Origin of the sequence: Sphingomonas sp. IBVSS2, assembly GCF_002127225.1 — a bacterium.
Classification (GTDB): Bacteria; Pseudomonadota; Alphaproteobacteria; order Sphingomonadales; family Sphingomonadaceae; genus Sphingomonas.
The window spans coordinates 967,137-991,220 of the sequence record NZ_NFUR01000001.1; the positions used below are offsets into that span (position 1 = coordinate 967,137).

The following is a 24,084-nucleotide window of genomic DNA, read 5'->3' on the forward strand; positions in this document are numbered from 1 at the left end:
GCGGGGGCATCGCTCATGCGGCCCTCCCCATTCCCAGATCCGCGGGGTGCGCTGCCTTCAGGATCACGCGGAAGCGCGTGCCCTTGCCTTCGCGCGACGTCACTTCGATGCGGCCCTCCATGGCATGCGCGAGCTGGCGCGCCTCGAAGGCGCCGATGCCGAACCCGCCTTCCTTCGACGACACGAAGGGCTTGAACAATTTGTCGCGGATGAAGGCGGGCGACATGCCGGCCCCGAGATCGATCACGTCGATCGCCACCCGCTCGCCATCGGCCGAGACCGCGAGGGTCACCGGCTCGTTCGCCGGGCTCGCCTCGATCGCGTTCTGGACGAGATGGCCGAGCAGCTGCTCGAGGCTTGCCGGATCCGCATGGGCGATGGCGCTGCGCACGCCCGAAGTGACCACCGGGTGCTGGCCCCTGCGCTGCGTGGCGACCCGCTCGACCAGCGCCACGATCTCGATGGCATGTGGCGCCTCGGAGCGGCCGCGATGATGCTGGGAGAGGCGCGCGAGCAGCCCGTTCATCCGCTCGGCCGAGCTCTGCAGCGTCGCCACCATGTCGGCGCGGAACTCGGGCTTGTCGGCATGGCGTTCGGCGTTGCGCGCCGTGAGGCTGAGCTGGCTCACCAGGTTCTTGATGTCGTGCAGGATGAAGGCGAAGCGGCGGTTGAATTCGTCGAAGCGCTGCGCCTCGGCGAGCGCGTCCTGCGCGCGCGCCTCGGCGAGATAGGAGGCGACCTGGCGGCCGGCCACTTTCAGCAGGTCGAAATCCTCCCAGTCGAGCGCGCGGTCGAGTGGCGGGCGGGCGAGCAGGATCGCGCCTGCGAGCTCGGCCAGGTGCGGCAGGGGCACGATCACCCAGGCCTCGGCCAGGTCGAGCATCCATTGCGGCACGACGGAGGCGTCGAGATGGTCTTCGCTGCGGCGGACCGCGTCGAGCTCGATGATCCGGCCGCTTGCCTGGAGGTGGCCGCCCAGCGCCGTGTCGCTGGCGACCGGCAGCGTCGCGCGGTCCCAGTTCCAGCTCGCACCGACGCCGAGCCCCCCCGCATCGGGGACGAGCAGCACCCCCGCGGGGCTCTCGGTCAGGTCGGCGATCGCCTTCACGATGCGTTCGTCGAGCGCGGCACCGCCCTGGGGATTGCCGAGCGTTTCGGTGAAGCGCATCCATTCGGTGCGATAATCATAGCGGTGCCGGAAGAGGTGCTTGGCGAGCTTCACCTTCAGCCAGGCGCGCAGCCAGCTATTGGCGACCAGGGTGAGGATCGCCGCGGTCGAGCCCAGCACGAAGGCGGTCTGCAGGATGCGGGCATTGGGGCCGCCGACGGTGGCGATCGCGGACGTGGCGAGCGCGAGCAGCGCGAAATAGACGCCCACCGCGACGAGCGAGAGCGACTGATAGGTGACGGCGCGCGACACCTCGATCTTCCATTCGCCCTTGCGCTGGAGCACGGCGCCGATCGCGAGTGCGACGGCGAGATAGGCGAGCCCGCGCAGCACCAGCGGCTCGATCCGCCACTCGGCAGCGAGATAGGCGATCGTGTAGAGCCCGAGCTCGGCGCACCAGATGCCGGCAAGCGCGAGCACCAGGGTGCGCAGCGGCCCACCCGCGGCCGGGCTCAGCGCCGACCAGAGCGCCTGCACCAGCACCAGGGCCGCGACGGCGACGAGCATGCGCAGCAGCACCGCGGCATTGGCGGTTTGCGCCGCCACGATCGGTGCGGGATCGGCATAGGCGATGAGCGTGAGCGCCAATGCGCCGATCTGCACGAGCGCGACGACGCCATAGACCGTGCCCAGCGCGATCGGCGGGCGGGTCTGCGCGTCGCGGCGGTGGAGCACCAGCATGAAGCCGAGCCAGGCGAGGTTGCGCAGCGTCTCGGCGAACCAGCTGGCGAAATCGGTCGATCCGATGCCGGCGATGGCGAGTGCCCAGAGCGCGGTGGCGGCCAGCGCGAAGGCGAGCGGGCGGCGCGGCAGTCCGGCGAGATCGGTGCGCCACGCCCAGAGCGCGAGCGCGCCGAACAGCAGCGCCGCGAGCGCGTGCAGCCAGAGCAGCAGCGCCCCCATCTAGCGTGCGCCTTCGGGGAACAGCACGACGCGGATGGTCTGGAGCAGGATCAGCACGTCGAGGAACGGCGAATAGTTCTTCGCGTAATAGAGGTCGTATTCCAGCTTCTGGCGCGAATCCTCGATCGACGCGCCATAGGGATAATTGATCTGCGCCCAGCCGGTGATGCCCGGCTTCACCATGTGGCGCTCGGCATAATAAGGCAGCTTGGTCTCGAGATCCTCGACGAACTGGGGGCGCTCCGGGCGCGGGCCGACAAAGCTCATCTCGCCCTTGAGCACGCTCCAGCATTGCGGCAGCTCGTCGATCCGCGTCTTGCGGATGATGCGGCCGACGCGGGTGATGCGGGGGTCGTCCTTCTCCGCCCACACGGCCTTGCCGCCCGCCTCGGCGTCCTGGCGCATCGAGCGCAGCTTGATCACGTCGAAGCCCGTGCCGTACAGGCCGACGCGGCGCTGGCGATAAAAGGCCGGGCCCCGGCTCTCCAGCTTCACCAGGATGGCGGTGAGCAGGATGATCGGCAGCATCAGCGTGAGCAGCACCAGGCTCGCGCCGATGTCGAACAGCCGCTTGAACAGGCTCGACAGCATGCGGCCCGAGGAGAAGCCGTCGGAGAAGATCAACCAGCTGGGATTGACGCTGTCCAGGTCGACGCGGCCGGTCTCGCGCTCGAGGAAGGTCGAGATCTCGTTGACGTGCACGCCGGTGGTCTTGATCCGCAACAGGTCCTTGAGGGGCAGCGCGTTGCGGCGCTCCTCGAGCGCGAGGACGACTTCGCTGGCGTTGAGCACCACGACATGGTCGGCGAGATTGTAGATCGCGTCGCGGGCGATCGCCTCCGGGATCACGCGATTGGCTTCGCTCATCGCGACATAGCCGACCACGACGAAGCCTGCGCCGGGGGTCTTGGAGAGGTCCTTGAGGCGTTGCGCCCGCGCGCCGGCGCCGAGCACGACGATGCGGCGCTTGAACGCCTGGCTGCCCAGCGCCTTGCCGAGCAGGATGCGCAGCGCGATCAGCGACGCGATCGAGCAGCCCATCGCGTAGAGCAGGTTCGAGCGCCAGAAGCCGATCTCGGGGATCAGGAAATAGAGCACGCTCAGGCCGATCACGCCGAGCGAGATCGCCACGATCAGCCGTGCCATCGCATAGCGCAGCGACTGGAGCGAATCGGCGCCATAGACGCCGACCGCGACCATCGCGACTTCGAGGAACAGCGCATAGCTGACCAGCTGCGGCCAGCGTTCCCGCATCAGCGGCAGGCCGATGCCGAGCTGGTGTGCGCGCAGCATCCAGCCGAGCTCGCCCGACATCGCCAGCAGCAGGATGTCGAGAAAGCCGAGCAGCAGCACCGCGTTGGGCACGTAATGCTTGAACAGCCGGATCATGGGAACCTGCTCTAATGCAGAAGTGTAAACAAATCCGACATGCCGATGCCGGCCGGGTCCGCGGAAAAATCCGTCGCGCGCCGGCACCAATGCCGCGGCCCATGTGTTTGACCCCGGGGGCGAATCGCAGCATTGCGAAATCTTCAGGAGGTTCGAAACACATGCCGGATTCGAAGCCGATCGTTCCTGTCATCCTTTCGGGAGGATCGGGCACCCGACTCTGGCCGATGTCGCGGGCCGAGAAACCCAAGCAGCTCCTGTCGCTGACCGCCGAGGAAACGATGCTCCAGCTCACGGCGCGCCGCGCCGCCGGCGAGCGGTTCGGCCGGCCGATCGTCGTCGCCAACGCGCATCATGCCGATATGGTGGAGGAACAGCTCGCCGCCGCGGACAGCGCCGCGCGCGCCCTGGTGCTCGAGCCGATGGGGCGCAACACCGCGCCGGCCATCGCCCTCGCCGCGATCGCGGCGGGCGGCGGGGCCGAGCCGTTGCTGGTGATGCCGTCCGATCACGTGATCGCCGATGTCGACGCCTTCCACCTGGCGATCGAAGCCGCGCTGCCGATGGTGGAGGAGGGGTGGCTGGTCACCTTCGGCATCACGCCCGATGCGGCCGAGACCGGCTATGGCTGGATCAAGGTGGGGGAAGCGCTGGCCGAGGGCGTGCACCGGGTCGAGCGCTTCGTCGAGAAGCCGGCGCGCGACAAGGCCGAGGCCATGCTCGCGGAGGGCGGCCATACCTGGAACGGCGGCATCTTCCTGTTCCGCGCCGATGCCTATCTGGGGGCGCTGGCGAGCTATGCGCCCGAGATGCTGCACGCGGCGCAGCAGGCGATGGAGAAGGGCCGGCGCCATGGCGCCCGGATCTGGCCCGATGCCGAGAGCTTCGCCGCCAGCCCGGCGGACTCGATCGACTATGCGGTGATGGAGAAGGCGCCGCGCGTGGCGGTGGTGCCGGTGACGATGGGCTGGAGCGACGTCGGCAGCTGGGATGCGCTCCATGCCATCAGCCATGCCGATGCCGGCGGCAACGTGGTGCGCGGCGACGCGGTGGTGATCGAATCGAGCAATTGCCTCGTCCGTGCCGAGTCCGGCAAGCGCGTGGCGCTGGTCGGCGTCGAGGACCTGATCGTGGTCGCGTCGGGCGACGACGTGCTCGTCCTCCCCCGCGGCCGCAGCCAGGAAGTGAAGAAGATCATCGAGGCGATGCAGAAGGGCGGCTAGGTCGCGATCCGCCGGGCCTCGAGCGCCACAAAGGCCGGGGCGAGATACTGGTCGGCGATCGCGCGCAACTCGGCATCGGCTTCGCGCTGCTTCGCTTCGCCATCGGCATGGAAGCGTGCCGCCGGGGCCTTGGAATGGCGATTTGCCATCGCGGCCATGGCGTCTCGTGCCGCCGCGTCGGGCGCGATGCCGAAATGGGGGAGGATCTGGTCGAAAAGCGCCTCGGGCAACTGGGCGTAGTTGATCAGCAGCCCCTTGTCCGTGCCGTGCTCGATCACCGCGCTGCAAGTCCGCTCGAGTATCCGGGCAATGAAGGCGCGCTCGGGGAGGTGCGCATCCTCGCGCGCCAGGCCGAACCATTCGAGCGGCACGATGTCGGGCACGGTCTGCACGCCACGCAGGCGCAGTTGCGAAACCAGCACCTCCACGGGATCGCGGTAGAGGAAGATCCACGGCGTCTCGGGAAAGGCGCGGCGGAGCAGCGGCAGCGCGCGGGTGTGCCAGCTGTCGAGTTTGACGAAGAGATGCCCGGCGCCGCGGCCATAGGCATGGACCAGCGCGCGCAATGCGCCTGCATGCATCTCCGGATCGGGGAAGCGATGCCGGATCATTGCATCGAGCGGCGGCGCTTCGGAGATCGAGACGTGCCCCGGAGCGGCGCCGAGCATCTGCGATACGAGCGTCGAGCCGCAGCGGGACATGTGGAAGATGAAGCCCGAAGGCGGCCGCAGATCCGTGCGGCCCAGGCAGCTGGCGAGCGGCGTGGCGGTGCGTAACAGGCGGTTGAACGGCCGGCCCGCCGCTTCGCGCACCGCATCCTCGAAAAAGGGCGTGTTCGGGGAGATGCCGGCGAAGTTGAACCAATGGATCGCGGGCTCGGGCGCGGCCGCGAAGCCGATGGGCAGCCAGCCCCGGGGCGGCCAATCGTGCCGGGTGACCGGCGCCTGGAGGAAACGATGCATCCCGACGGGATCGGGGCGGCCGGCCTCGATCAGATCGGCCGTGGTGAGCGCGATGCCGCGCGCGGCGGCCCAGGCGAGCGCGCGGGCTTCGAATATCGCCGGCTCGCGGGGTTCGGCGAGGTGTGCCTGCGCCTGCGCATCGGCCATCACGGCGGCGCGGAACCGGTCGAGCATGGTTGTTGGTGGCATTGCAATCATCGGGGGCCGGGATAGGCTCATGCGGAAGGAGAGGGCAGGCTAATATGGCGACCATATCCGCACAATCCGCCTGGCCCGACCGGATGCGGCTGCCATTCGGCTTCGATCCCGCGCCGCTCGCCGCCGATATCGCCGCGCTCGAGCGTGGCGACTGGACCGCGCATTTCGTGCAGCGGAACTATGAGGGTGACTGGAGCGCCTTGCCGCTACGCGCGCCGGCCGGCGCCGTCCATCCGGTCCAGCAGATCTACTCGGCGCCGGACGCCACCGCGTTCGTCGATACGCCGTGGCGCGCGCGGATGCCGGCGGTGTCGGCGGCGATCGACGCGTTCGCCTGTCCGGTCCGCTCGGTGCGGCTGATGCGCCTCGCGGCGGGATCGGTGATCAAGGAGCATACGGATTTCGATCTCGACGCCGCCCAGGGCTTTGCCCGGATCCATGTGCCGATACGCACCAACGCGGATGTCGATTTCCGATTGAACGGCACGCGCGTGACGATGGCGCCGGGCGAGGCCTGGTATCTGCGCCTCGCCGATCCTCACAGCGTGGCGAACCGGGGTCGGGCCGCGCGCATCCATCTGGTGCTCGATCTGATGGTGAACGACTGGCTGCTGCGCCAGTTCGAAGGATGAGCGGGCGCGTTCGGCGCAAGCAGGTCGCCGCGGCGATGGAAGCCGCGAAGGTTGCGGCGCCGCCGGAGACCTGCGCGCTCTGCGCCCGCCCGCTCGGCCGGCGGATCGAGCGGCATCATGTGCTGCCCAGGAGCGAGGGCGGCCGGGAGACCGTGCCGCTCCATCCGATCTGCCACCGGGCGATCCATGCCAGCGCGAGCAATGCCGAACTGGCGCGGCTCCATCCCACGCTCGAGGCGCTGCTCGAGCGCGAGGACATCCGCCGCTTCGTCGCATGGATCGCGGACAAGCCGCCCGATTTCCATGCGCCGACGCGGAAGCCTCGTTAGGCGGCACCAGCCCGCTCCCCCACCCGGCCACCCAACGGCAATATTCTATGGGTGGCCGGGTGGGGGAGCGGGCTGGTGCCGCCGACAAGCTAGCCGACCAGCGCCTCGGCCTGGTCGAGCACGTTCTTGAAGTCGGCGACCAGCGCCTGATACGGGGCCGGGCTGGCCATATCGAGCCCGGCGCGCTTCAGTATCTCGGTCGGATAGTCGGATCCGCCCGCCTTCAGCACCGACAGATAGTTGTCGCGCTCCTTCGGGCCGCCCTTCAGGATCGACTGGGCGAAGAAGGTCGCCGCCGAGATGCAGGTGGCATATTGGTAGACGTAGAAGCTGTTGTAGAAATGGGGGATGTACGCCCATTCGTTGGAATATTCGGGCGCGAGGATCATGTTCGGCCCGTGATAGGTGCGCAGCAGCTCGCCATAGACCTTGGTGAACTTGGCGCCCGACAGGCCTTCGCCCGCCTCGGCCATGTCATGGGCCTTCAGCTCGAATTCGGCGAACATGGTCTGGCGGAAGAATGTCCCGCGATAATTCTCCATCTGCTGGCCGAGATAGAAGAGCTTCTCCTCCCTGGTCTTCGCGTTCTTCATCAGGTGCGCGAACAGCAGCTGCTCGTTCAGGGTCGAGGCGATCTCGGCGAGGAAGATCGGATAGTCGGCCTTGTCATAGGGCTGGGTCGAATTGGCGAGCAGCGAGTGGAGCGCATGGCCCCATTCATGGGCATAGGTGCTCATCCCGTCATATTTGTCGCTCAGGTTGAGCAGCAGATAGGGGTGCACGTCGAACGCGCCGGGGTTCATATAGGCACCCGGCCGCTTGCCCTCGCGGGGCCAGGGATCCATCCATTTGGCCGCGGTCGCCTTGGCGATGCGCGCCTGATAGTCGGGGCCGAGCGGCTTCACGGCTTCCAGCGTCGTCGCGCGCATCTGGTCGAGCGTATAGCTGCGGTCCATCGACACGAGCGGCGGGTAGATGTCGTAATAGCCGATGTCGGGCAGCTTGAGCATCTTGCGACGCAGCTCGAAATAGCGATGGAGCTGGGGGAGCCCCTTGTTCGCCTCGGCCACCAGCGTGCGGTACACCGTCTCGGGCACGTTGTTGCCGGAAAGCGCGCGGGCGAGCGAGGTCGGGTATTTCCGTGCCTTGGCATAGAAGATGTCGCCGCGCACCTTGGCACCATAGGTCGCGCCGAACGAGTTCTGGAACTTGCCGTGCGCGGTCCAGAAGGCGTTGAACACGGCCTTGCGGTCCTCGCGGTTGGGCGCGTCGCGGTTGAGCGAATAGCCCTGCGAATCGAGGCGCACCTGCTTGCCGGTCGACAGCGTGATCGTCGGCCAGGGAATGTCGGAGGAGCGCAGCTGCCCCGAGATCTCGCCCGGCGCGGCCAGCGGCGATCCGGCGCTGGCAAGGATCGCCTCGCCCTCGGGCGAGAGCGTGTGCTCGGCCTGGCGCAGCGTGTCGGCCAGTGCGAAGTCGAACCGGGTGCGCAGCGTCGCGCTGGCGGCGAGGAAAGCATCGATCTTCGCCTTGCCCAGCGTCAGCAGCTCGGGCGAGGTCCAGGAACTGGCCTCGCCGAACGCGGTGTAGAGGTCGCGCGCCTGCGCCAGCTTCTCCTGGTTGGCCGAGAGGCGGACGTCCTCGTCGCCCTTCAGGCTGGCATAGGTGTAGATGCGGCTGATCGTGCGGCCGAGGTCGGACTGGAGCACCAGCGCCTCGGCGAGCACGTCGGCGCTTTCGCCAAGGCGGCCCTTGAACCTGGCGACGGCGGGGATCGCGGCGAGTGCCTGCTTGCGGGCATCTTCCCAGGCGGCCTCGCTGGGATAGAGTTCGCTCAGGTCCCACTGCGCCCCGGCGGGCGCGGCGGCCTGGCGGGCCCATGCGGGCAGGGCAGCGACGGCGCCGACGAACGCGGCGGCGGCCAGCGCCTCGCGGCGAGAAAGTTCGGTCATGTTCCAGTTCCCCGAGAACGCGCCTGTAGGCCGGCGCCGTGGTGAGGCGGCCAATCTGTCGCGGTTTCGAGGGGAAAGGAAGTGCTTTGTCGCCCTATGACGCCAGCACGCTCCGGCTCAGCGGGCGCCCTTGGGCGTCACGATCCAGTCGCGCTTGGCACGCCGAGTCATGTGCACGCCGCAATATCGGCATTTCCTGACAAATTTCTCGCCCTCGCCGATGCGCTGGGCATGTTCCTCGGAACGCTCGTGCCGGCCCCCAAGGCAACGCACACGACCGGCAACCCAACTGAACACTTGCAGACCCCCAAAACAAGTTTTCCGTTCATTTCCCCACTGTTTCCGGTGGGTCAAGCGTTTAACCATTCCAGTTCGGCATAAAGCAAGCGGGCCGGGGATCGCTCCCCGGCCCGCCTGTCTTCTTGCCTGAGTGGCGGGACTTAGAAGTCCATGCCGCCCATGCCGCCCATGCCGCCGCCCATCGGGGGCATGGCGGGCTTGTCTTCCGGCAGCTCGCTCACCGCCGCTTCGGTGGTGATGAGCAGGCCGGCGACCGAGGCCGCATCCTGGAGCGCGGTGCGGACGACCTTGGTCGGGTCGATCACGCCGGCGGTGACCAGGTTCTCGTACACGTCGGTCGCGGCGTTGAAGCCGAGCGAGGTGTCGGTGCCTTCGAGCAGCTTGCCCGCGACGACGGCGCCGTCATGGCCGGCATTCTGCGCGATCTGCTTGAGCGGCGCGGTGATCGCCTTGCGGATGATGTCGACGCCGCGGGTCTGGTCGTCGTTCGCGCCCTTCAGGCCCTCGAGCGCCTTGGTGGCATAGAGCAGAGCGGTGCCGCCGCCGGGAACGATGCCTTCTTCCACGGCCGCGCGGGTTGCGTGCAGCGCGTCGTCGACACGGTCCTTGCGCTCCTTCACCTCGACCTCGGTGGCGCCGCCGACCTTGATCACGGCCACGCCGCCGGCGAGCTTGGCGAGACGCTCCTGGAGCTTCTCGCGGTCGTAATCGCTGGTGGTGACTTCGATCTGCTGGCGGATCGCGTCGGTGCGGCCCTTGATCGCATCGGCTTCACCGGCGCCATCGACGATGGTGGTGTTGTCCTTGTCGATCGTGACGCGCTTGGCGGTGCCGAGCATGCCCAGCGTAACCGACTCGAGCTTGATGCCCAGGTCTTCCGAGATCACTTCGCCCTTGGTGAGGATCGCGATATCCTCGAGCATCGCCTTGCGGCGATCGCCGAAGCCCGGCGCCTTGACGGCCGCGACCTTCAGGCCGCCGCGCAGCTTGTTGACCACCAGCGTGGCCAGCGCCTCGCCCTCGATGTCCTCGGCGATGATCAGCAGCGGACGGCCCGACTGCACCACTGCCTCGAGGATCGGCAGCATCGACTGGAGGTTCGACAGCTTCTTCTCGTGGATCAGGATGTACGGATCGGCGAGCTCGACCGACATCTTCTCCGGGTTGGTGATGAAATAGGGCGACAGATAGCCGCGGTCGAACTGCATGCCCTCGACGACGTCGAGCTCGAATTCGAGACCCTTCGCCTCTTCGACGGTGATCACGCCTTCCTTGCCGACCTTCTCCATCGCCTCGGCGATCTTCTGGCCGACTTCGACGTCGCCATTGGCCGAGATGATGCCGACCTGGGCGACTTCATTGGTGCCGGCGACCGGCTTCGAGCGCGACTTCACGTCCTCGACCACCTTGGTCACGGCGAGATCGATGCCGCGCTTCAGGTCCATCGGGTTCATGCCGGCCGCGACCGACTTCATGCCCTCGCGCACGATCGCCTGGGCGAGCACGGTGGCGGTGGTGGTGCCGTCGCCCGCGGTGTCGTTCGCCTTCGAGGCGACTTCGCGGATCATCTGGGCGCCCATGTTCTCGAACTTGTCCTTGAGTTCGATTTCCTTGGCGACGGTGACGCCGTCCTTGGTGATGCGCGGCGCGCCGAAGCTCTTCTCGATCACGACGTTGCGGCCCTTCGGGCCCAGGGTCACCTTCACCGCATCGGCGAGGATGTCGACGCCGCGCAGGATGCGCTCACGGGCGTCACGCGAAAACTTGACGTCTTTCGCAGCCATTGTTCCTACCTCTCAAAATTCGTTCAGAAAGTCATAAAAGCCACGACCCCGTCGCACGCGGCGGGGCCGGGAACCGGGTTCAGCCGATGATGCCGAGGATGTCCGATTCCTTCATGATCAGCAGGTCTTCGCCATTGACCTTGACCTCGGTGCCCGACCATTTGCCGAACAGGATGCGGTCGCCGGCCTTGACGTCGAGCGGGGTGATCTCGCCCTTCTCGTTCTTCGCGCCCGAACCGGCGGCGACGACTTCGCCTTCCTGCGGCTTTTCCTGGGCGGTGTCGGGGATGATGATGCCGCCGGCGGTCTTGGCTTCGGCCTCGACGCGGCGGACGAGCACGCGGTCGTGCAACGGACGGAAGTTCATTGCCTGATCCTTACTTCAGGGTTGATCTCGGATTTGGCACTCACGCGGGGCGAGTGCCAGCCGGCGCGATATGCGAAGCCGATCCGCCCGCGTCAACCAGGGCGCGGCACGCCGTTGCAAATTTAGGCGGCACCGACCGCGGCCCGGCGCCGGCGAAGCGGCGCGAAGGCTCTCGCTGCGAGACAAATGGTCGTTCCTCCGCAATGGCACGGGCATTTACGCGTCCCCCGCGATCCTCTAGCACCACGGGCATATTCCTTCGCATGGGAGCGGCACGTGAAGCTTGTTCGGGGCGCCTGGAAGATCCTGGTGGGGATCAAGGACTTTCTGGTCCTGGTCTTCATGCTGCTGTTCTTCACGATGCTGTTCGCGGCATTGTCCGCCAAGCCCAATCCCGGATCGATCCGCGACGGCGCGCTGCTGGTGGCGCTCGACGGCGCGCTGGTGGAGCAGCCCGAGGAAGTCGATCCCTTCGCCCGGCTCAGTGGCGCGGGCTCGGTGAAGCAGCAGCGGCTGCGCGACGTGGTGCGCGCGCTCGATGCCGCGAAGGGCGACAGCCATGTGAAGGCGGTGGTGCTCGATCTGGATCGCTTCGCCGGCGGCTATCCCGCCGCGATCAGCGAAGTTGCCGCGGCGGTCGGCAAGGTGCGCGCGGCGGGCAAGCCCGTGCTCGCCTATGCCACCGCCTATACCGACGACAGCTATGCGCTCGCCGCCAATGCCAGCGAGATCTGGGTGAATCCGCTGGGCGGCGCGATGTTCGCGGGCCCGGGCGGCACGCGGCTCTACTACAAGGGGCTGATCGACAAGCTGGGCGTGAATGCGCACATCTACCGCGTCGGCAAGTTCAAGTCGGCGGTCGAGCCCTATATGCGCAGCGACATGTCGCCCGAGGCCAAGGAAGCCGATCTGGCGATGTACCAGCAGATCCTCGACCAGTGGCGGCAGGAGATCGCCAAGGCGCGGCCCAAGGCGCGCATCGCCGACTATCTGGCGAAGCCCGCGGAAACGGTGACGGCCGCCAAGGGCGACATCGCCAAGGCGAACCTGACGATGGGCATCGTCGACAAGCTTGGCGACCGGCTCGCCTTCGGCAAGCGCGTCGCCGAGATCGCCGGCGCGCCGAGCGGCAAGCCGGCGGGCAATTTCAACCGGATCAAGCTGGCCGATTTCGTTGCCGCGCATCCGCTGCCCACCGGCGGCGACGCGATCGGCGTGATCACCGTCGCCGGCGAGATCGTCGACGGCAAGGGCGGCCCCGGCAGGGCGGCGGGCGACACGGTGAGCGCGGCGTTGCTCAAGGGCCTGGCGAACAAGAAGCTGAAGGCATTGGTGGTCCGCGTCGATTCGCCGGGCGGCTCGGCGCTCGCCTCGGAGCAGATCCGCCAGGCCGTCCTCCAGGCCAAGGCGCAGGGGCTACCCGTGGTGGTCTCGATGGGCAGCCTCGCGGCGAGCGGCGGCTATTGGGTGTCGACCGCGGGCGACACGATCTTCGCCGAGCCCAACACGATCACCGGCTCGATCGGCATCTTCGGCGTGATCCCCACGTTCGAGAAGACGCTCGCCAAGATCGGCGTCGGCACGGACGGGGTGAAGACCACGCCGCTCAGCGGCCAGCCCGACATCTATGGCGGCACCAATGCGGAGACCGACACGCTGCTCCAGTCGGCGATCGAGGCGGGCTATGCGCGCTTCGTCGGGCTGGTCGCCGGCGCCCGCAAGCTGACGCCGGAGCGCGTCAACGAGATCGCGCAGGGCCGGGTGTGGATCGGCGGCACCGCGCACCAGATCGGGCTGGTCGATCGGTTCGGCGGGATCGACGATGCGATCGCCGAAGCGGCGCGGCGTGCCAAGCTCGATCCGGCCAAGGTCCATGCCGTCTATCTCGAGAAGGAGCCTTCGAGCTGGGCCAAGCTGATCGCGAGCTTCGCCGACGACAAGGACGAGGACGGCGACTGGGCCGATCAGCCGGCCGGGGCGGACCTGTTCGCCCGCGCCGCCATCGGCCAGCGCGCGCTGCTCGCCCAGGCGCTGGGCGATGCCCGGCGGCTCGCCACCGGCGGCTCGGTCCAGGCGCGCTGCCTCGAATGCGGCGGCTTCGGCCCGGCGACCGGCAGCCTCGAGGATGCCCGCCTGTTCGATGCGATCGCGGCGCGGCTCGGCCTGTGATCGGCATCCGCGCAGCCACGCCGGACGATGCCGGCGCCATCGCCGCGATCTATGCGCCGCATGTGCTCACCGGCACTGCCTCGTTCGAGATCGAGCCGCCCGAAAAGGCGGAGATGCGCAAGCGGATGCACGCGAGCGAGGGGCTCTATCCCTGGATCGTCGCGACGACGGGCGGCTCCAGCGCCGATGATCCGGATGCCGGCGTGATCGGCTATGCCTATGCGGGCAAGTTCCGCGATCGCCCGGCCTATCGCTATGTCTGCGAGACGTCGATCTACCTGACCGACGCGTCGAGCGGATCGGGCGTCGGCCGGCTGCTCTACGAGGCGCTGGTCGGCACGCTCCGGGCCCAGGGCTTCATCCATGCGATCGGTACGATCACGCTGCCGAACGACCGCTCGATCCGCCTGCACGAGGCAGTCGGTTTTCGCCGCCAGGGCGTCTATCGCGAAGTGGGCTTCAAGCATGGCCAGTGGATCGATGTCGGCTTCTGGCAGTGCGAGCTGAACGAACCGCGCGTACCTCCCGTGGAACCTCGAAAGTTCGCCGATATGGGGATTGTGCGGGATTGAGGGTATCGGAGGCCGGCGCGTATCGGCGCGGCCTCCCAGTGAACGAGTGTTCCGGTCGTCTATGCCTCATTCCGTTTCCCACAGCATCCAGTTCGATGCGGAGCGCAAGCTCCTCGATCTCCGGATCGGCGGACTGGTCTCGCCCGAGGATGCGGCCTGGATCGGCGAGGAATTGCGCGCCGCGATCCGTGCGCTGGGTCCCGATGTCGGCAAGCATGTGACGCTGTATGATGCGAGCGGCGTGCATGTGGTGCCGCAGGAAACCGTCGAGCTGATCAAGAGCACGCTCGACAATCCCGCGGTTCGCGCGCTCTGGGCGCGCAAGGTCGCCTTCGTGGTGAGCACCGCGCTCGCCCGGCTGCAGGCGCAGCGCCTGCGCGAGGTGCGGCCGGACATCGGCATCTTCGACGATCGCGCGGAAGCGATCGCCTGGCTGATGGAGGAATAGGGCTAGGACGGATCGACATTTAGGCGAAGGGCGTGGCGGGCCGGAGCGCTTCGAACCAACCTCCATCGTCGCCCTGAACTTGTTTCAGGGTCCAACGTGCCACCGGCGATATAGCCGGTGGAGAATTGGATGCTGAACAGGTTCAGCATGACGGAAGAGGGAGGGGCTCCGACATTCGACCTCCGTCCCTCGCCACCGGGAACGGAAGGGACAGAGTTGAACGTCGATCCGTCCTAGCCGTCGAGCGCCTCGTGCAGGCATGCCGTGGCATTGGCCAGCCGGTCCTGTTCGAGGAACATCTCGCCGGCGTGGCGCAAGGCATGCGTGAGGCCGGGCCCGTCGCCCGCGCGCCGGTACAGCGCTATCGTCTCGACCTGGTCGTGCAGTGCCCAATCGAGATCGCCGGAATCCCACGCAACCTGCGCCTGGCGGCCGAGCGCCTGCGCCTCTCCCGAAAGATCGCCCTCCCGACGGAACAGCGCCAGCGCCTCGCCAAAGGCAGCGCGTGCCTGTTCGGGCTGCCCGCCGCGACGGGCAGCTTCGCCGCGCTCCAGCGCATCCCGGCCACGACTCGGTTGCTCCATCCCGCCATATCATGCCCGCGGATGGCGGCGGGCAAAGGCTCAGCGCCGGCGCCGATAGGCGGGCAGGCCGAGTTTCCACACGATCGCAGCGGCGCGCAGGCCGAAGCCCGCGCCGGCGGCGAGCAGCCCGGCGGCGAAGACCGGCAGCCCGGCGACCGTCAGCGCCACCTGCAGCATCGCGGTGAGCGCGGCGGCGGTTACGTAGAGCTCGGGCCGCATCAGGATCGAGGGCTCGCCTGCCAGCACGTCGCGGATGATGCCGCCCGCGCAGGCGGTGACCACGCCCATCACCGCGGCCGGCACCGGCGGAATCCCATAGCCCAGCGCCTTGGCCGCGCCGAACGCGGCATAGGCGGCCAGGCCCAGCGCATCGAGCCAGGCGAAGGTCGCGTCGTTCCACCAGCGCTGCGGCGTGCTCCACACCAGCACCGCGACGGCGAGGATCAGCGCGGCGACGGTCGCGTCGTGCACCCAGAATACCGGCGCTCCGATCAGCAGGTCGCGGATCGTGCCGCCGCCCACGCCGGTGACGAGTGCGAAGAAGGCGGCGGTGACGAAGGTCTGCGCCCGGTGCGCGGCGGCGAGCGCGCCGGTTGCCGCGAACAGCGCGATGCCGAACATGTCGAGCCAGGGCAGGATCGGCCCGATGCGGGCGGCGGCGAGGGCGGCGTCCATCCGCCTTGTTTCTCTCCGGCAACGGCTTGCTGTCAAACGCGCATCCGGGGCATGAGTGCGGCCATGCAGCGTACCGAGTCTCCGCTTGTCGTCATCGCCATCTGCCTCGCCGCGCTTGCCGGCTTCGTCGATGCCCTGGCCTTCACCAGCCTGGGCGGCTTCTTCGCCTCGTTCATGAGCGGCAACAGCACGCGGCTGGGCGTGGGGCTGGGAGGCGGCCTGCCCGGCGACGCGGCGGTGGCCGGGGGCCTGGTGATGAGCTTCGTCAGCGGCGTGATCATCGCCAGCGTGGTGACGCGCTGGCGCCAGGCGCGATTCCGCGAAAGCCTGATGCTGGTCGTGACGGCGCTGCTCGCCGCCGCGGCGACGCTCGCCAGCCTGGCGCCCGGGCCGATCGTGCTGATCTTCCTCGCCATGGCGATGGGCTGCGAGAACGGCATCCTTCACCGCGAGGGCGAAGTGACGGTGGGCGTCACCTATATGACCGGATCGCTGGTCAAGCTGGGGCAGAAGCTGGCGGATGCGCTGATGGGCGATCCCGATCGCTGGGCCTGGACGCGCTATCTGTTCCTCTGGCTCGGTTTCATCGCCGGCGCGGTGATGGGGGCGGCGAGCCATATGCGCTGGGGCTGGACGGCGTTGTGGCTGGCGCCGATCGCCAGCGCGGTGCTTGCCTTCGCGCTGGTGCGGATCCGGCCGAAGCTGGCCGGCCCCTGGGCGGTCCGCTGATGGACGGGCGCTGCACCTGCGGGCGGCTTTCCTATCGGCTGACGGCCGCGCCGATGATCGTGCATTGCTGCCATTGCAGCTGGTGCCAGCGCGAGAGTGGCAGCGCCTTCGTGATCAACGCAGTGGTGGAGACCGCCGCGCTCGAGGTGACCGGGGAGCCCGAGCTGGTGGACACCCCCTCGGCGAGCGGCGCGGGCCAGGCGATCGCGCGCTGCCCGGCCTGCCATGTCGCCTTGTGGAGCCACTATCCCAGTGCCGGGCCCAGGGCGGCGTTCGTGCGGGTGGGGACGCTGGCCGCGCCCGATGCCTGCCCGCCCGACGTGCACATCTTCACCTCGACCAGGCAGGGCTGGGTGGTGCTGCCTGAAGGTGCCCCGGCCTTTGCCGGCTTCTACGATCCGGGCGCAGTCTGGTCGCCGGCGACGCGTGCGCGCTGGGCGGCGATGATGGCGGCCTGAGGCCCTATTTCCGTACCGCCTTCTGGTCTCGCCCGTTCTGGCGCAGCACCGCGCCGGTGACCTTGCCCGACGTATCGCGGGTGAAGTCGATCTGCGCATCGACCGCGCGGAAGAAGAAGCGGTCCTTCGCCTCGGGGAACAGGTCCAGCGGCCCCTGGCCCGTCGCCTGGGCGACCAGGCGCTCACCCTCGGCGCGGATGGTGATGCCGAAGCTCGGGTTTATTTCATAGGTGCCTTCATAGGATTTGAGGATCGCGGGCGCGAGCTTCACCGCCTGGCGTTCGCTGGGCAACGTGACCGTGCCGCCGCGTGCCAGCGTCATCATCGCGCGGCCCAGCGTGCTCGCGCCATTGCCGTTGATATTGGCGAGCGCCACCACGGTGATCTTGCGATCCGGATCATAGCCGAGCCAGGTGTTGAAACCGTCGATCCCGCCGCTGTGCGAGATCGTGGTCGCGCCATCCCGCGTCACCACGCCGATGCCGAATGCGTAATTGTTCTTGTACGGCGTGCGCATGGCCGCGAGCGATTCGGGCTTGAGCAGCTTGCCGCCGAACAGCCCGGCCTCCCATTTCAGCAGGTCGTGGGTGGTCGAATAGAGCGCTCCCGCGCCTTGGGGGATCGACATGTCGATATAGTCGGCATTGACCACCACGCCCTGGCGCGGGCTGTAGCCCGAGGCGCGATGCGGAATCACCCGCGCATGATCGTCATAGCCGCTGTCCGCCATGCCGAGCGGCTTGAAGAGGTTCTCCGCGACGAAGCTCGCATAGGACTGGCCGCCTGCCTTCTCGATGATCGCGGTGAGCAGGACATAGCCCGAATTCGAATATTTGAACTGCGTGCCCGGCTCGAAATCGAGCGGCTTGTCGCTGAACCGCGCGATCAGTTCGGGCAGCGTCACCGGCAGCGGCTTGGTCTTCTCGTAGTTCTCGAACCCGGTGAAGTTGGGCACGCCAGCGCTGTGGGTGAGCAGGTGGAACACGGTCACCTTGTCCCAGGCCGCCGGCGCATCCGGCAGATAGGTCTTTATCGGGGTATCGAGGCGCAGCTTGCCGCGTTCCTGAAGCAGCAGGATCGAAGCGGCGGTGAATTGCTTGGTCAGGGAACCGAGCCGAAACCGGGTTTCGCCGTCGTTCGGGATCTTCCATTCGAGATTGGCCGAGCCATAGCCCTTGTCGAACAGGATCTTTCCGTCCTGGGCGACGAGGATAGCTCCCATGAAGCCGCTCCTGTCGGCTTCGGCGCTGGCGGCCTTGTCCATGCGCGCCGCATCCTGGGAGAAGGCGGGCGCGGCGAAGGCGGTCGCCGCCAGCAGGCCGAACAGGATGTGACGCATGAAGAGCTCCCCCCTATGTGTGTTGCTTGAGTAACACACATAGGGGGGAGCTGCAAGGGGTCGGATACCGGATGGTTGGCCGCAGCCTGTGCCGCCGCCGTCTCGGCTCAGATGTGGATCGGCTTGCCCTGCACCGCCATCGCGGCTTCCTTGAACGCTTCCGAATGGGTCGGATGGGCGTGGCAGGTATAGGCGATGTCCTCGCTGGTCGCGCCGAACTCCATCGCCTGGGCGGCCTGGGCGATCATGGTGCCGGCGACCGAGGCGATCATCCACACGCCGAGCACGCGGTCCGACTTGGCATCCGCGATCACCTTCACCCAGCCGTCCGGCTCATGGTTGGTCTTGGCGCGGCTGTTGGCGATCATCGGGAACTTGCCGACCTTCACCTCGGTGCGCTCCTTGGCCTGTTCCTCGGTCAGGCCGACGCCGGCGATCTCGGGCCAGGTGTAGACCACGCTCGGGATCACATCATGGTTCACGATGCCCGTCAGGCCGGCGATGTTCTCGGCGACCGCAATGCCTTCGTCCTCGGCCTTGTGCGCGAGCATCGGGCCGGGGACGACGTCGCCGATCGCCCAGATGCCGGGGACCGAAGTGCGGAAGTCATGGTCGATCTCGATCTGGCCGCGCTGGTTGGTCGAGAGACCGGCGGCTTCGAGGCCGAGGCCCGAAGTGTTGGGACGGCGGCCGATCGAGACCAGCACCGCGTCCGCCTCGAGCGTCTCGGCGGCGCCGCCGGCCGAGGGCTCCAGGGTGAGCACGGCCTTGCCGCCATTGACCTGTACGCCGGTGACCTTGGTGGAGAGCTTCAGCTCCATGCCCTGCTTCTTGAACAGCTTGCCCGCTTCCTTGCGGACTTCGCCGTCCATGCCCGGCAGCAGCTGGTCGAGGAACTCGACCACCGTGACCTTGGCGCCGACGCGGCGCCACACCGAGCCGAGCTCGAGGCCGATCACGCCGCCGCCGATGACGACGAGATGCTCGGGAACCTTGGGCAGCTCGAGCGCGCCGGTGCTGTCGACCACGACCTTCTGGTCGATCTCGACGCCGGGCAGCGGGGTGACCGACGAGCCGGTGGCGATGACGATGTTCTTGGCGCGCACCTCGCGGTCGCCGACCTTGACGCTGTCCTTGCCGGTGAAGCTGGCATGGCCCTTCAGCCATTCGACCTTGTTCTTCTTGAACAGGAACTCGATGCCGCCGGTCAGGCCCTTCACCGCGTCGACGCGCTGGGCGTGCATCGCATCGAGGTCGAGCTCGACCGTCGGGGTCTTGATGCCGAGCTTGGCGAGCTTGCCGCTGGCGGCTTCTTCATAGAGCTCGGAGGCGTGGAGCAGCGCCTTGGAGGGGATGCAGCCGACATTGAGGCAGGTGCCGCCCAGCGTCGCGCGGCTCTCGGCGCACGCGGTCTTGAGGCCCAGCTGCGCCGCGCGGATCGCCGCGACATAGCCGCCCGGGCCCGAACCGATCACCAGCACGTCGAAATCATAGTCGGCCATTTGCTTCTCTTTCGTCTCTGCGACGGGAACTGGCGGCGGCGCGGGCGGAGGCGTTTCCTCCGCGGGCGCCGGGGCCGGCTCGGTCATCGGGGAGGCTGTTTCTTCCTGCCTCCGCTTGCGCTTCCACAACCACATAGGATGACCCGCCCCGCCTGCAACCCATGAGGGTTAGTGGCGGAGCAAGTCAGTTTTACGACCGCCTTACAGGTCGATCAGCAGCCGGGTGGGATCCTCGATCGCGTTCTTCAGCGTGACGAGGAAGGTCACTGCCTCGCGACCGTCGACCAGGCGATGGTCGTACGACAGGGCAAGGTACATCATCGGGCGGATCACGATCTGGCCGTCGCGGACCACCGGGCGGTCCTCGATACGGTGCAGGCCGAGCACGGCCGACTGGGGCGGATTGATGATCGGCGTCGACATCAGCGAGCCGAACACGCCGCCGTTCGAGATGGTGAAGGTGCCGCCCTTCATTTCTTCCATCTTCAGCGTGCCGTCCTTGGCGCGCTTGCCGAAGTCGCCGATCGTCCGCTCGATGCCGGCGACCGACAGCGTCTCCGCGTCGCGGATCACCGGGACGACCAGGCCTTGCGGGGCCGAGACGGCGACCGAGATGTCGCAATAATCGTGATAGACGATCTCATCGCCCTCGATCGAGCCGTTGACGCCCGGGATGTCCTTGAGCGCCATGCAGGCGGCCTTCACGAAGAAGCCCATGAAGCCCAGGCGGACACCGTGCTTCTTCTCGAACAGATCCTTGTACTTGGCGCGCGCCTCGATCACCGCGGTCATGTCCACGTCGTTGAACGTGGTGAGCATGGCGGCGGTGTTCTGCGCCTCCTTCAGGCGCTTGGCGACGGTCTGGCGCAGGCGCGTCATCTTGACGCGCTCTTCCTTGCGGCCATTGGCCGGGGAAGCAGCCGGCGCGGCGGCGGGCGCCGGAGTCGCGGCCGGGGCCGGCTTGGCGCTGGCCGCGGCGATCACATCGTCCTTGGTCAGGCGGCCGTCCTTGCCGGTGCCCTGCACGGTCGACGGATCGACGCCGGTCTCGAGCACCGCGCGGCGCACCGACGGCGAGAGCGCGGCGGCCTCGGTTGCGGGCGCGGCGGCCGGAGCGGGCGTCGGGGCCGGCGCCGCGGCGGGAGCCGGGCTCGGCGCGGCGGCGGCACCGCCTTCGCTCACCAGGGCGATCACCGCGCCGACCTCGACCGTGTCGCCCACCTTGACGAGCTGCTCGCCCATCACGCCGGCGACCGGGCTGCCCACTTCCACCGAGACCTTGTCGGTCTCCAGGCTCGCGATCGGCTCGTCGAGCTGCACGGGATCACCCGGATTCTTCAGCCATTCGCCGAGCGTGGCTTCGGTGATCGATTCACCCAGTGTCGGGACTTTAACGTCTGCCATTGTCTTTCCTCGTTCCCTGGGGACGGTCTCAGTTGTTGCGGGTGCGACGGATCTCGTCGCGGACATTGTGGCCAAGGGCATCGGCGATCAGCGCGCCCTGCTCGGCCTGGTGGCGCTTCATCAGGCCGGTGGCGACCGCGGCGGCCGGCGCGCGGCCGGCATAGCGCGGCCGGCGTACCTTGCTCTTCGCCTCGGCCAGGCTGGCCTCGATGAAGGGCTCGACAAAGGTCCAATAGCCGTTGTTCTTCGGCTCTTCCTGCGCCCAGATCACTTCCTCGACATTGGCCATGCGCGCGATGCGCTTGGCCAGCGCCTCGCCCGGGAAGGGATAGAGCTGCTCGATGCGGACGATCGCGGTATTCTGGTCGCCGGCCGCGTCGCGCGCCTCGATCAGGTCATAGGCGACCTTGCCGGTGCACAGCACCAGCCGCTTCACATCGGCGTCGGCCGGCGCGCGCGGATCCGACAGGATGCGCATGAAGTGACTGTCGCCCAGGAAATCCTCGGCCTTGGACACCGCCATCTTGTGGCGCAGCAGCGACTTGGGCGTCATCTGCACCAGCGGCTTGCGGAAGTTGCGGTGCATCTGGCGGCGCAGCAGGTGGAAGTAATTGGCCGGCGTCGTGATGTTGACGACCTGCATGTTATCTTCCGCGCAGAGCTGGAGATAGCGCTCCGGACGCGCCGAGCTGTGCTCGGGGCCCTGGCCTTCGTACCCGTGCGGCAGCAGCATCACCAGGCCGTTGGCGCGGAGCCACTTGGCCTCGCCCGCGGCGATGAACTGGTCGATCATGATCTGCGCGCCGTTGGCGAAGTCGCCGAACTGCGCTTCCCACAGCACCAGCGTCTTCGGATCGGCGAGCGCATAGCCATATTCGAAGCCGAGCACGCCATATTCGCTGAGCGGGCTGTCGAGCACTTCGAACGTGCCGTGCGGGATGGTGCTGAGCGGGATGTAGCGATGCTCGTCGCGTTGGTCGACCCAGACGGCATGGCGCTGCGAGAAGGTGCCGCGGCCCGAATCCTGGCCCGACAGGCGCACGCCATAGCCTTCCGACAGCAGCGCGCCAAAGGCCAGCGCCTCGCCCGTCGCCCAGTCGAAATTCTCGCCGGTCTGGAACATCGCGCGCTTGGCGTCGAGCACGCGGCCCAGCGTCTTGTGGATCTCGAGATCGGCGGGAACTTCGGTCAGCGTGCGGCCGAGGCTGTCGAACAGCTTCTTCTCGATGCCGGTGTCGACCGAACGCCGCGCATTCTCGGTATCGACCGGCGCCGACAGGCCCGACCAGCGGCCGCCGAACCAGTCCGCCTTGTTGGGAAGATACGACTTGCCCGCTTCGAACTCGCCTTCGAGCAGCAGGTTGAACTGGCGGGTACGCTCGTCGACGAAACCCTGGTCGATCACGCCCTCGCCGATCAGCTTGCGCGCATAGACCACGCTCACCGACGGATGCTGGCGGATCGCCTTGTACATCAGCGGCTGGGTGAACGAGGGCTCGTCGCCTTCATTGTGGCCAAAGCGGCGATAGCACCACATGTCGATCACGACGTCGCGCTTGAAGGTCTGGCGGAACTCGATCGCCATCTTGCAGGCGAAGGTGACCGCTTCGGGATCGTCGCCGTTGACGTGGAAGATCGGCGCCTGGACGCCCTTGGCGACGTCCGACGGATAGGGCGAGGAGCGCGCGAACTGCGGGCTCGTCGTGAAGCCGATCTGGTTGTTGATGACGAAGTGCAGGCAGCCGCCGGTATTGTAGCCGCGAATGCCCGAGAAGCCGAGGCACTCCCACACGATGCCCTGGCCGGCAAAGGCCGCGTCGCCGTGCAGCAGGACGGGCAGCGAGCCGGTATGCTCCTGCAGGTCGCCGGCGATCGTCTGGATCGCGCGGGTCTTGCCGAGCACCACCGGATCGGCGGCCTCGAGGTGCGAGGGATTGGCGACCAGCGACATGTGGACGCTGATCCCGTCGAACTCGCGGTCGGTGCTGGTGCCGAGATGGTATTTCACGTCGCCCGAGCCGCCGACGTCATCCGGGTTGGACGAGCCGCCCGAGAATTCGTGGAAGATCGCGCGGTACGGCTTCGACATCACATTGGCGAGCATGTTCAGCCGGCCGCGATGCGCCATGCCGTAGACGATCTCGCGCACGCCGAGCTGGCCGCCATATTTGATGATGGCTTCCATCGCCGGGATCATCGCTTCGCCGCCGTCGAGGCCGAAGCGCTTGGTGCCGACATATTTCTTGCCGCAGAACTTCTCCCACTCCTCGGCCTCGATGACCTTGGAGAGGATCGCCTTCTTGCCGTCCGGGGTGAACTGGATGGCCTTGTCCTTGCCCTCCATCCGGTCCTGGAGGAAGCGGCGCTCCTCCACGTCGGCGATGTGCATGTATTCGAGGCCGACATTGCCGCAATAATTGGCGCGCAGGATGTCGACGATCTCGCGCACCGTGGCCTTTTCCAGGCCCAGCGCGCCGCCGAGATAGATCGGGCGATCGAGATCGGCGCCGGTGAAGCCGTGATATTCGGGCGTCAGGTCGGCCGGCACGTCCTGGCGGGCAAGGCCGAGCGGATCGAGCGTGGCGGCGAGGTGGCCGCGCACCCGATAGGTGCGGATCAGCAGCATCGCGCGGATCGAATCGCCGGCGGCGCGGGCGATGTCGGCTTCCGACGCGGCCGGCCCGGCGGGCTTGGCGGCAGGCGCGGCCCCGCCCTTGGCGGGCTTGGGCGCCGGCTCCATCTGGGTCGGGTCGAGCCCGGCGGTGAGGGCATCCGTCTCATCGAGCGGCCAGCGCGGATTGGCCCAGCTCGGGCCGGAGGCGGTGTTTTCGAGGCCTTCGAAGAACTGCTGCCACTGCGGCTCGATGCCGGTGGGATCCGCCTTGTAGCGGCGATACAGCGTCTCAACGAAGGCGGGGCTCACCCGACCGGCAACTTGCTCGAAATCCAGGCCCTCATAGCCCATCGTCAATTCCTCAATCGTCACCCCGGCGAAAG

The 24,084-nt window shown here is 67.7% G+C and carries 20 protein-coding genes; 8 read left to right on the forward strand and 12 right to left on the reverse strand.

Annotated features, from left to right (window positions below; all coding sequences use genetic code 11):
• Positions 1–13 precede the first annotated feature (13 nt).
• Positions 14–2,071, reverse strand: coding sequence for an XrtA/PEP-CTERM system histidine kinase PrsK (gene prsK, locus CAP40_RS04715; protein ID WP_086128146.1), 2,058 nt, complete (start codon positions 2,069–2,071; stop codon positions 14–16).
• Positions 2,072–3,460 (reverse strand): TIGR03013 family XrtA/PEP-CTERM system glycosyltransferase, encoded by a 1,389-nt coding sequence (locus CAP40_RS04720; RefSeq protein ID WP_086128147.1) that lies wholly within the window; start codon positions 3,458–3,460, stop codon positions 2,072–2,074.
• Between the two features lie 161 nt (positions 3,461–3,621).
• Between CAP40_RS04720 and CAP40_RS04725 the strand changes: the two genes are divergently transcribed.
• Positions 3,622–4,683 (forward strand): mannose-1-phosphate guanylyltransferase/mannose-6-phosphate isomerase, encoded by a 1,062-nt coding sequence (locus CAP40_RS04725; RefSeq protein WP_086128148.1) that lies wholly within the window; start codon positions 3,622–3,624, stop codon positions 4,681–4,683.
• On the opposite strand, the gene CAP40_RS04730 is transcribed toward CAP40_RS04725, so the two are convergent.
• Positions 4,680–5,819 (reverse strand): sulfotransferase, encoded by a 1,140-nt coding sequence (locus tag CAP40_RS04730; protein WP_086128149.1) that lies wholly within the window; start codon positions 5,817–5,819, stop codon positions 4,680–4,682. The two genes, CAP40_RS04725 and CAP40_RS04730, sit on opposite strands and share 4 nt — an antisense overlap.
• A gap of 68 nt (positions 5,820–5,887) precedes the next feature.
• Here CAP40_RS04730 and CAP40_RS04735 point away from each other — a divergent pair, with 68 nt between their 5' ends.
• Together CAP40_RS04735 and CAP40_RS04740 are read left to right on the forward strand one after the other, a co-directional pair.
• On the forward strand, positions 5,888–6,475 hold the full coding sequence (locus tag CAP40_RS04735; RefSeq protein ID WP_086128150.1) for an aspartyl/asparaginyl beta-hydroxylase domain-containing protein: 588 nt from the start codon (positions 5,888–5,890) through the stop codon (positions 6,473–6,475).
• Positions 6,476–6,510: 35 nt separating this feature from the next.
• Positions 6,511–6,804 (forward strand): HNH endonuclease, encoded by a 294-nt coding sequence (locus CAP40_RS04740; protein ID WP_086128468.1) that lies wholly within the window; start codon positions 6,511–6,513, stop codon positions 6,802–6,804.
• Between the two features lie 89 nt (positions 6,805–6,893).
• Here CAP40_RS04740 and pepF read toward each other — a convergent pair whose 3' ends face one another.
• The 3 genes from pepF to groES form a co-directional block, all read right to left on the reverse strand.
• Positions 6,894–8,756: an oligoendopeptidase F gene (gene pepF / locus CAP40_RS04745; protein ID WP_086128151.1), complete on the reverse strand. Its 1,863-nt coding sequence runs from the start codon at positions 8,754–8,756 to the stop codon at positions 6,894–6,896.
• A 440-nt stretch (positions 8,757–9,196) separates the two neighbouring features.
• A complete protein-coding gene (gene groL / locus CAP40_RS04750; RefSeq protein WP_086128152.1) occupies positions 9,197–10,840 on the reverse strand; it encodes a chaperonin GroEL in 1,644 nt (547 codons plus the stop codon).
• A gap of 79 nt (positions 10,841–10,919) precedes the next feature.
• Entirely contained in the window at positions 10,920–11,207 is a 288-nt protein-coding gene (gene groES, locus CAP40_RS04755) for a co-chaperone GroES (RefSeq protein WP_086128153.1), read from the reverse strand.
• Positions 11,208–11,483: 276 nt separating this feature from the next.
• Here groES and sppA point away from each other — a divergent pair, with 276 nt between their 5' ends.
• From sppA to CAP40_RS04770, 3 genes are all read left to right on the forward strand, one after another.
• Positions 11,484–13,376 (forward strand): signal peptide peptidase SppA, encoded by a 1,893-nt coding sequence (gene sppA / locus CAP40_RS04760; protein WP_086128154.1) that lies wholly within the window; start codon positions 11,484–11,486, stop codon positions 13,374–13,376.
• Entirely contained in the window at positions 13,373–13,948 is a 576-nt protein-coding gene (locus CAP40_RS04765; RefSeq protein ID WP_086128155.1) for a GNAT family N-acetyltransferase, read from the forward strand. The genes sppA and CAP40_RS04765 overlap by 4 nt, the downstream gene beginning before the upstream one ends.
• A 61-nt stretch (positions 13,949–14,009) precedes the next feature.
• Positions 14,010–14,396, forward strand: a complete 387-nt coding sequence (locus CAP40_RS04770; RefSeq protein WP_086128156.1) for an STAS/SEC14 domain-containing protein — start codon at positions 14,010–14,012, stop codon at positions 14,394–14,396.
• Between the two features lie 233 nt (positions 14,397–14,629).
• On the opposite strand, the gene CAP40_RS04775 is transcribed toward CAP40_RS04770, so the two are convergent.
• Together CAP40_RS04775 and CAP40_RS04780 are read right to left on the reverse strand one after the other, a co-directional pair.
• Positions 14,630–14,980 carry a hypothetical protein gene (locus CAP40_RS04775; protein ID WP_086128157.1) on the reverse strand — a complete coding sequence of 117 codons (351 nt, stop codon included), beginning with the start codon at positions 14,978–14,980 and terminating at the stop codon, positions 14,630–14,632.
• Positions 14,981–15,019: 39 nt separating this feature from the next.
• On the reverse strand, positions 15,020–15,655 hold the full coding sequence (locus tag CAP40_RS04780; protein WP_086128158.1) for a trimeric intracellular cation channel family protein: 636 nt from the start codon (positions 15,653–15,655) through the stop codon (positions 15,020–15,022).
• Positions 15,656–15,718: 63 nt separating this feature from the next.
• On the opposite strand from CAP40_RS04780, the gene CAP40_RS04785 reads away from it, so the two are divergent.
• Together CAP40_RS04785 and CAP40_RS04790 are read left to right on the forward strand one after the other, a co-directional pair.
• Positions 15,719–16,384, forward strand: coding sequence for a YoaK family protein (locus CAP40_RS04785; RefSeq protein WP_086128159.1), 666 nt, complete (start codon positions 15,719–15,721; stop codon positions 16,382–16,384).
• Positions 16,384–16,842: a GFA family protein gene (locus CAP40_RS04790; RefSeq protein ID WP_086128160.1), complete on the forward strand. Its 459-nt coding sequence runs from the start codon at positions 16,384–16,386 to the stop codon at positions 16,840–16,842. Before CAP40_RS04785 ends, CAP40_RS04790 begins: the two co-directional genes overlap by 1 nt.
• Positions 16,843–16,846: 4 nt before the next feature.
• On the opposite strand, the gene CAP40_RS04795 is transcribed toward CAP40_RS04790, so the two are convergent.
• The 4 genes from CAP40_RS04795 to CAP40_RS04810 all read right to left on the reverse strand — a co-directional run bounded on the left by CAP40_RS04795 (position 16,847) and on the right by CAP40_RS04810 (position 24,052).
• Positions 16,847–18,181, reverse strand: coding sequence for a serine hydrolase (locus tag CAP40_RS04795; protein WP_086128161.1), 1,335 nt, complete (start codon positions 18,179–18,181; stop codon positions 16,847–16,849).
• A gap of 107 nt (positions 18,182–18,288) precedes the next feature.
• Positions 18,289–19,683 (reverse strand): dihydrolipoyl dehydrogenase, encoded by a 1,395-nt coding sequence (gene lpdA / locus CAP40_RS04800; RefSeq protein ID WP_086128162.1) that lies wholly within the window; start codon positions 19,681–19,683, stop codon positions 18,289–18,291.
• 201 nt (positions 19,684–19,884) lie between these two features.
• Positions 19,885–21,087, reverse strand: coding sequence for a 2-oxoglutarate dehydrogenase complex dihydrolipoyllysine-residue succinyltransferase (gene odhB, locus CAP40_RS04805; protein WP_086128163.1), 1,203 nt, complete (start codon positions 21,085–21,087; stop codon positions 19,885–19,887).
• Positions 21,088–21,115: 28 nt separating this feature from the next.
• Positions 21,116–24,052 (reverse strand): 2-oxoglutarate dehydrogenase E1 component, encoded by a 2,937-nt coding sequence (locus tag CAP40_RS04810; protein WP_086128164.1) that lies wholly within the window; start codon positions 24,050–24,052, stop codon positions 21,116–21,118.
• Positions 24,053–24,084: the final 32 nt, after the last annotated feature.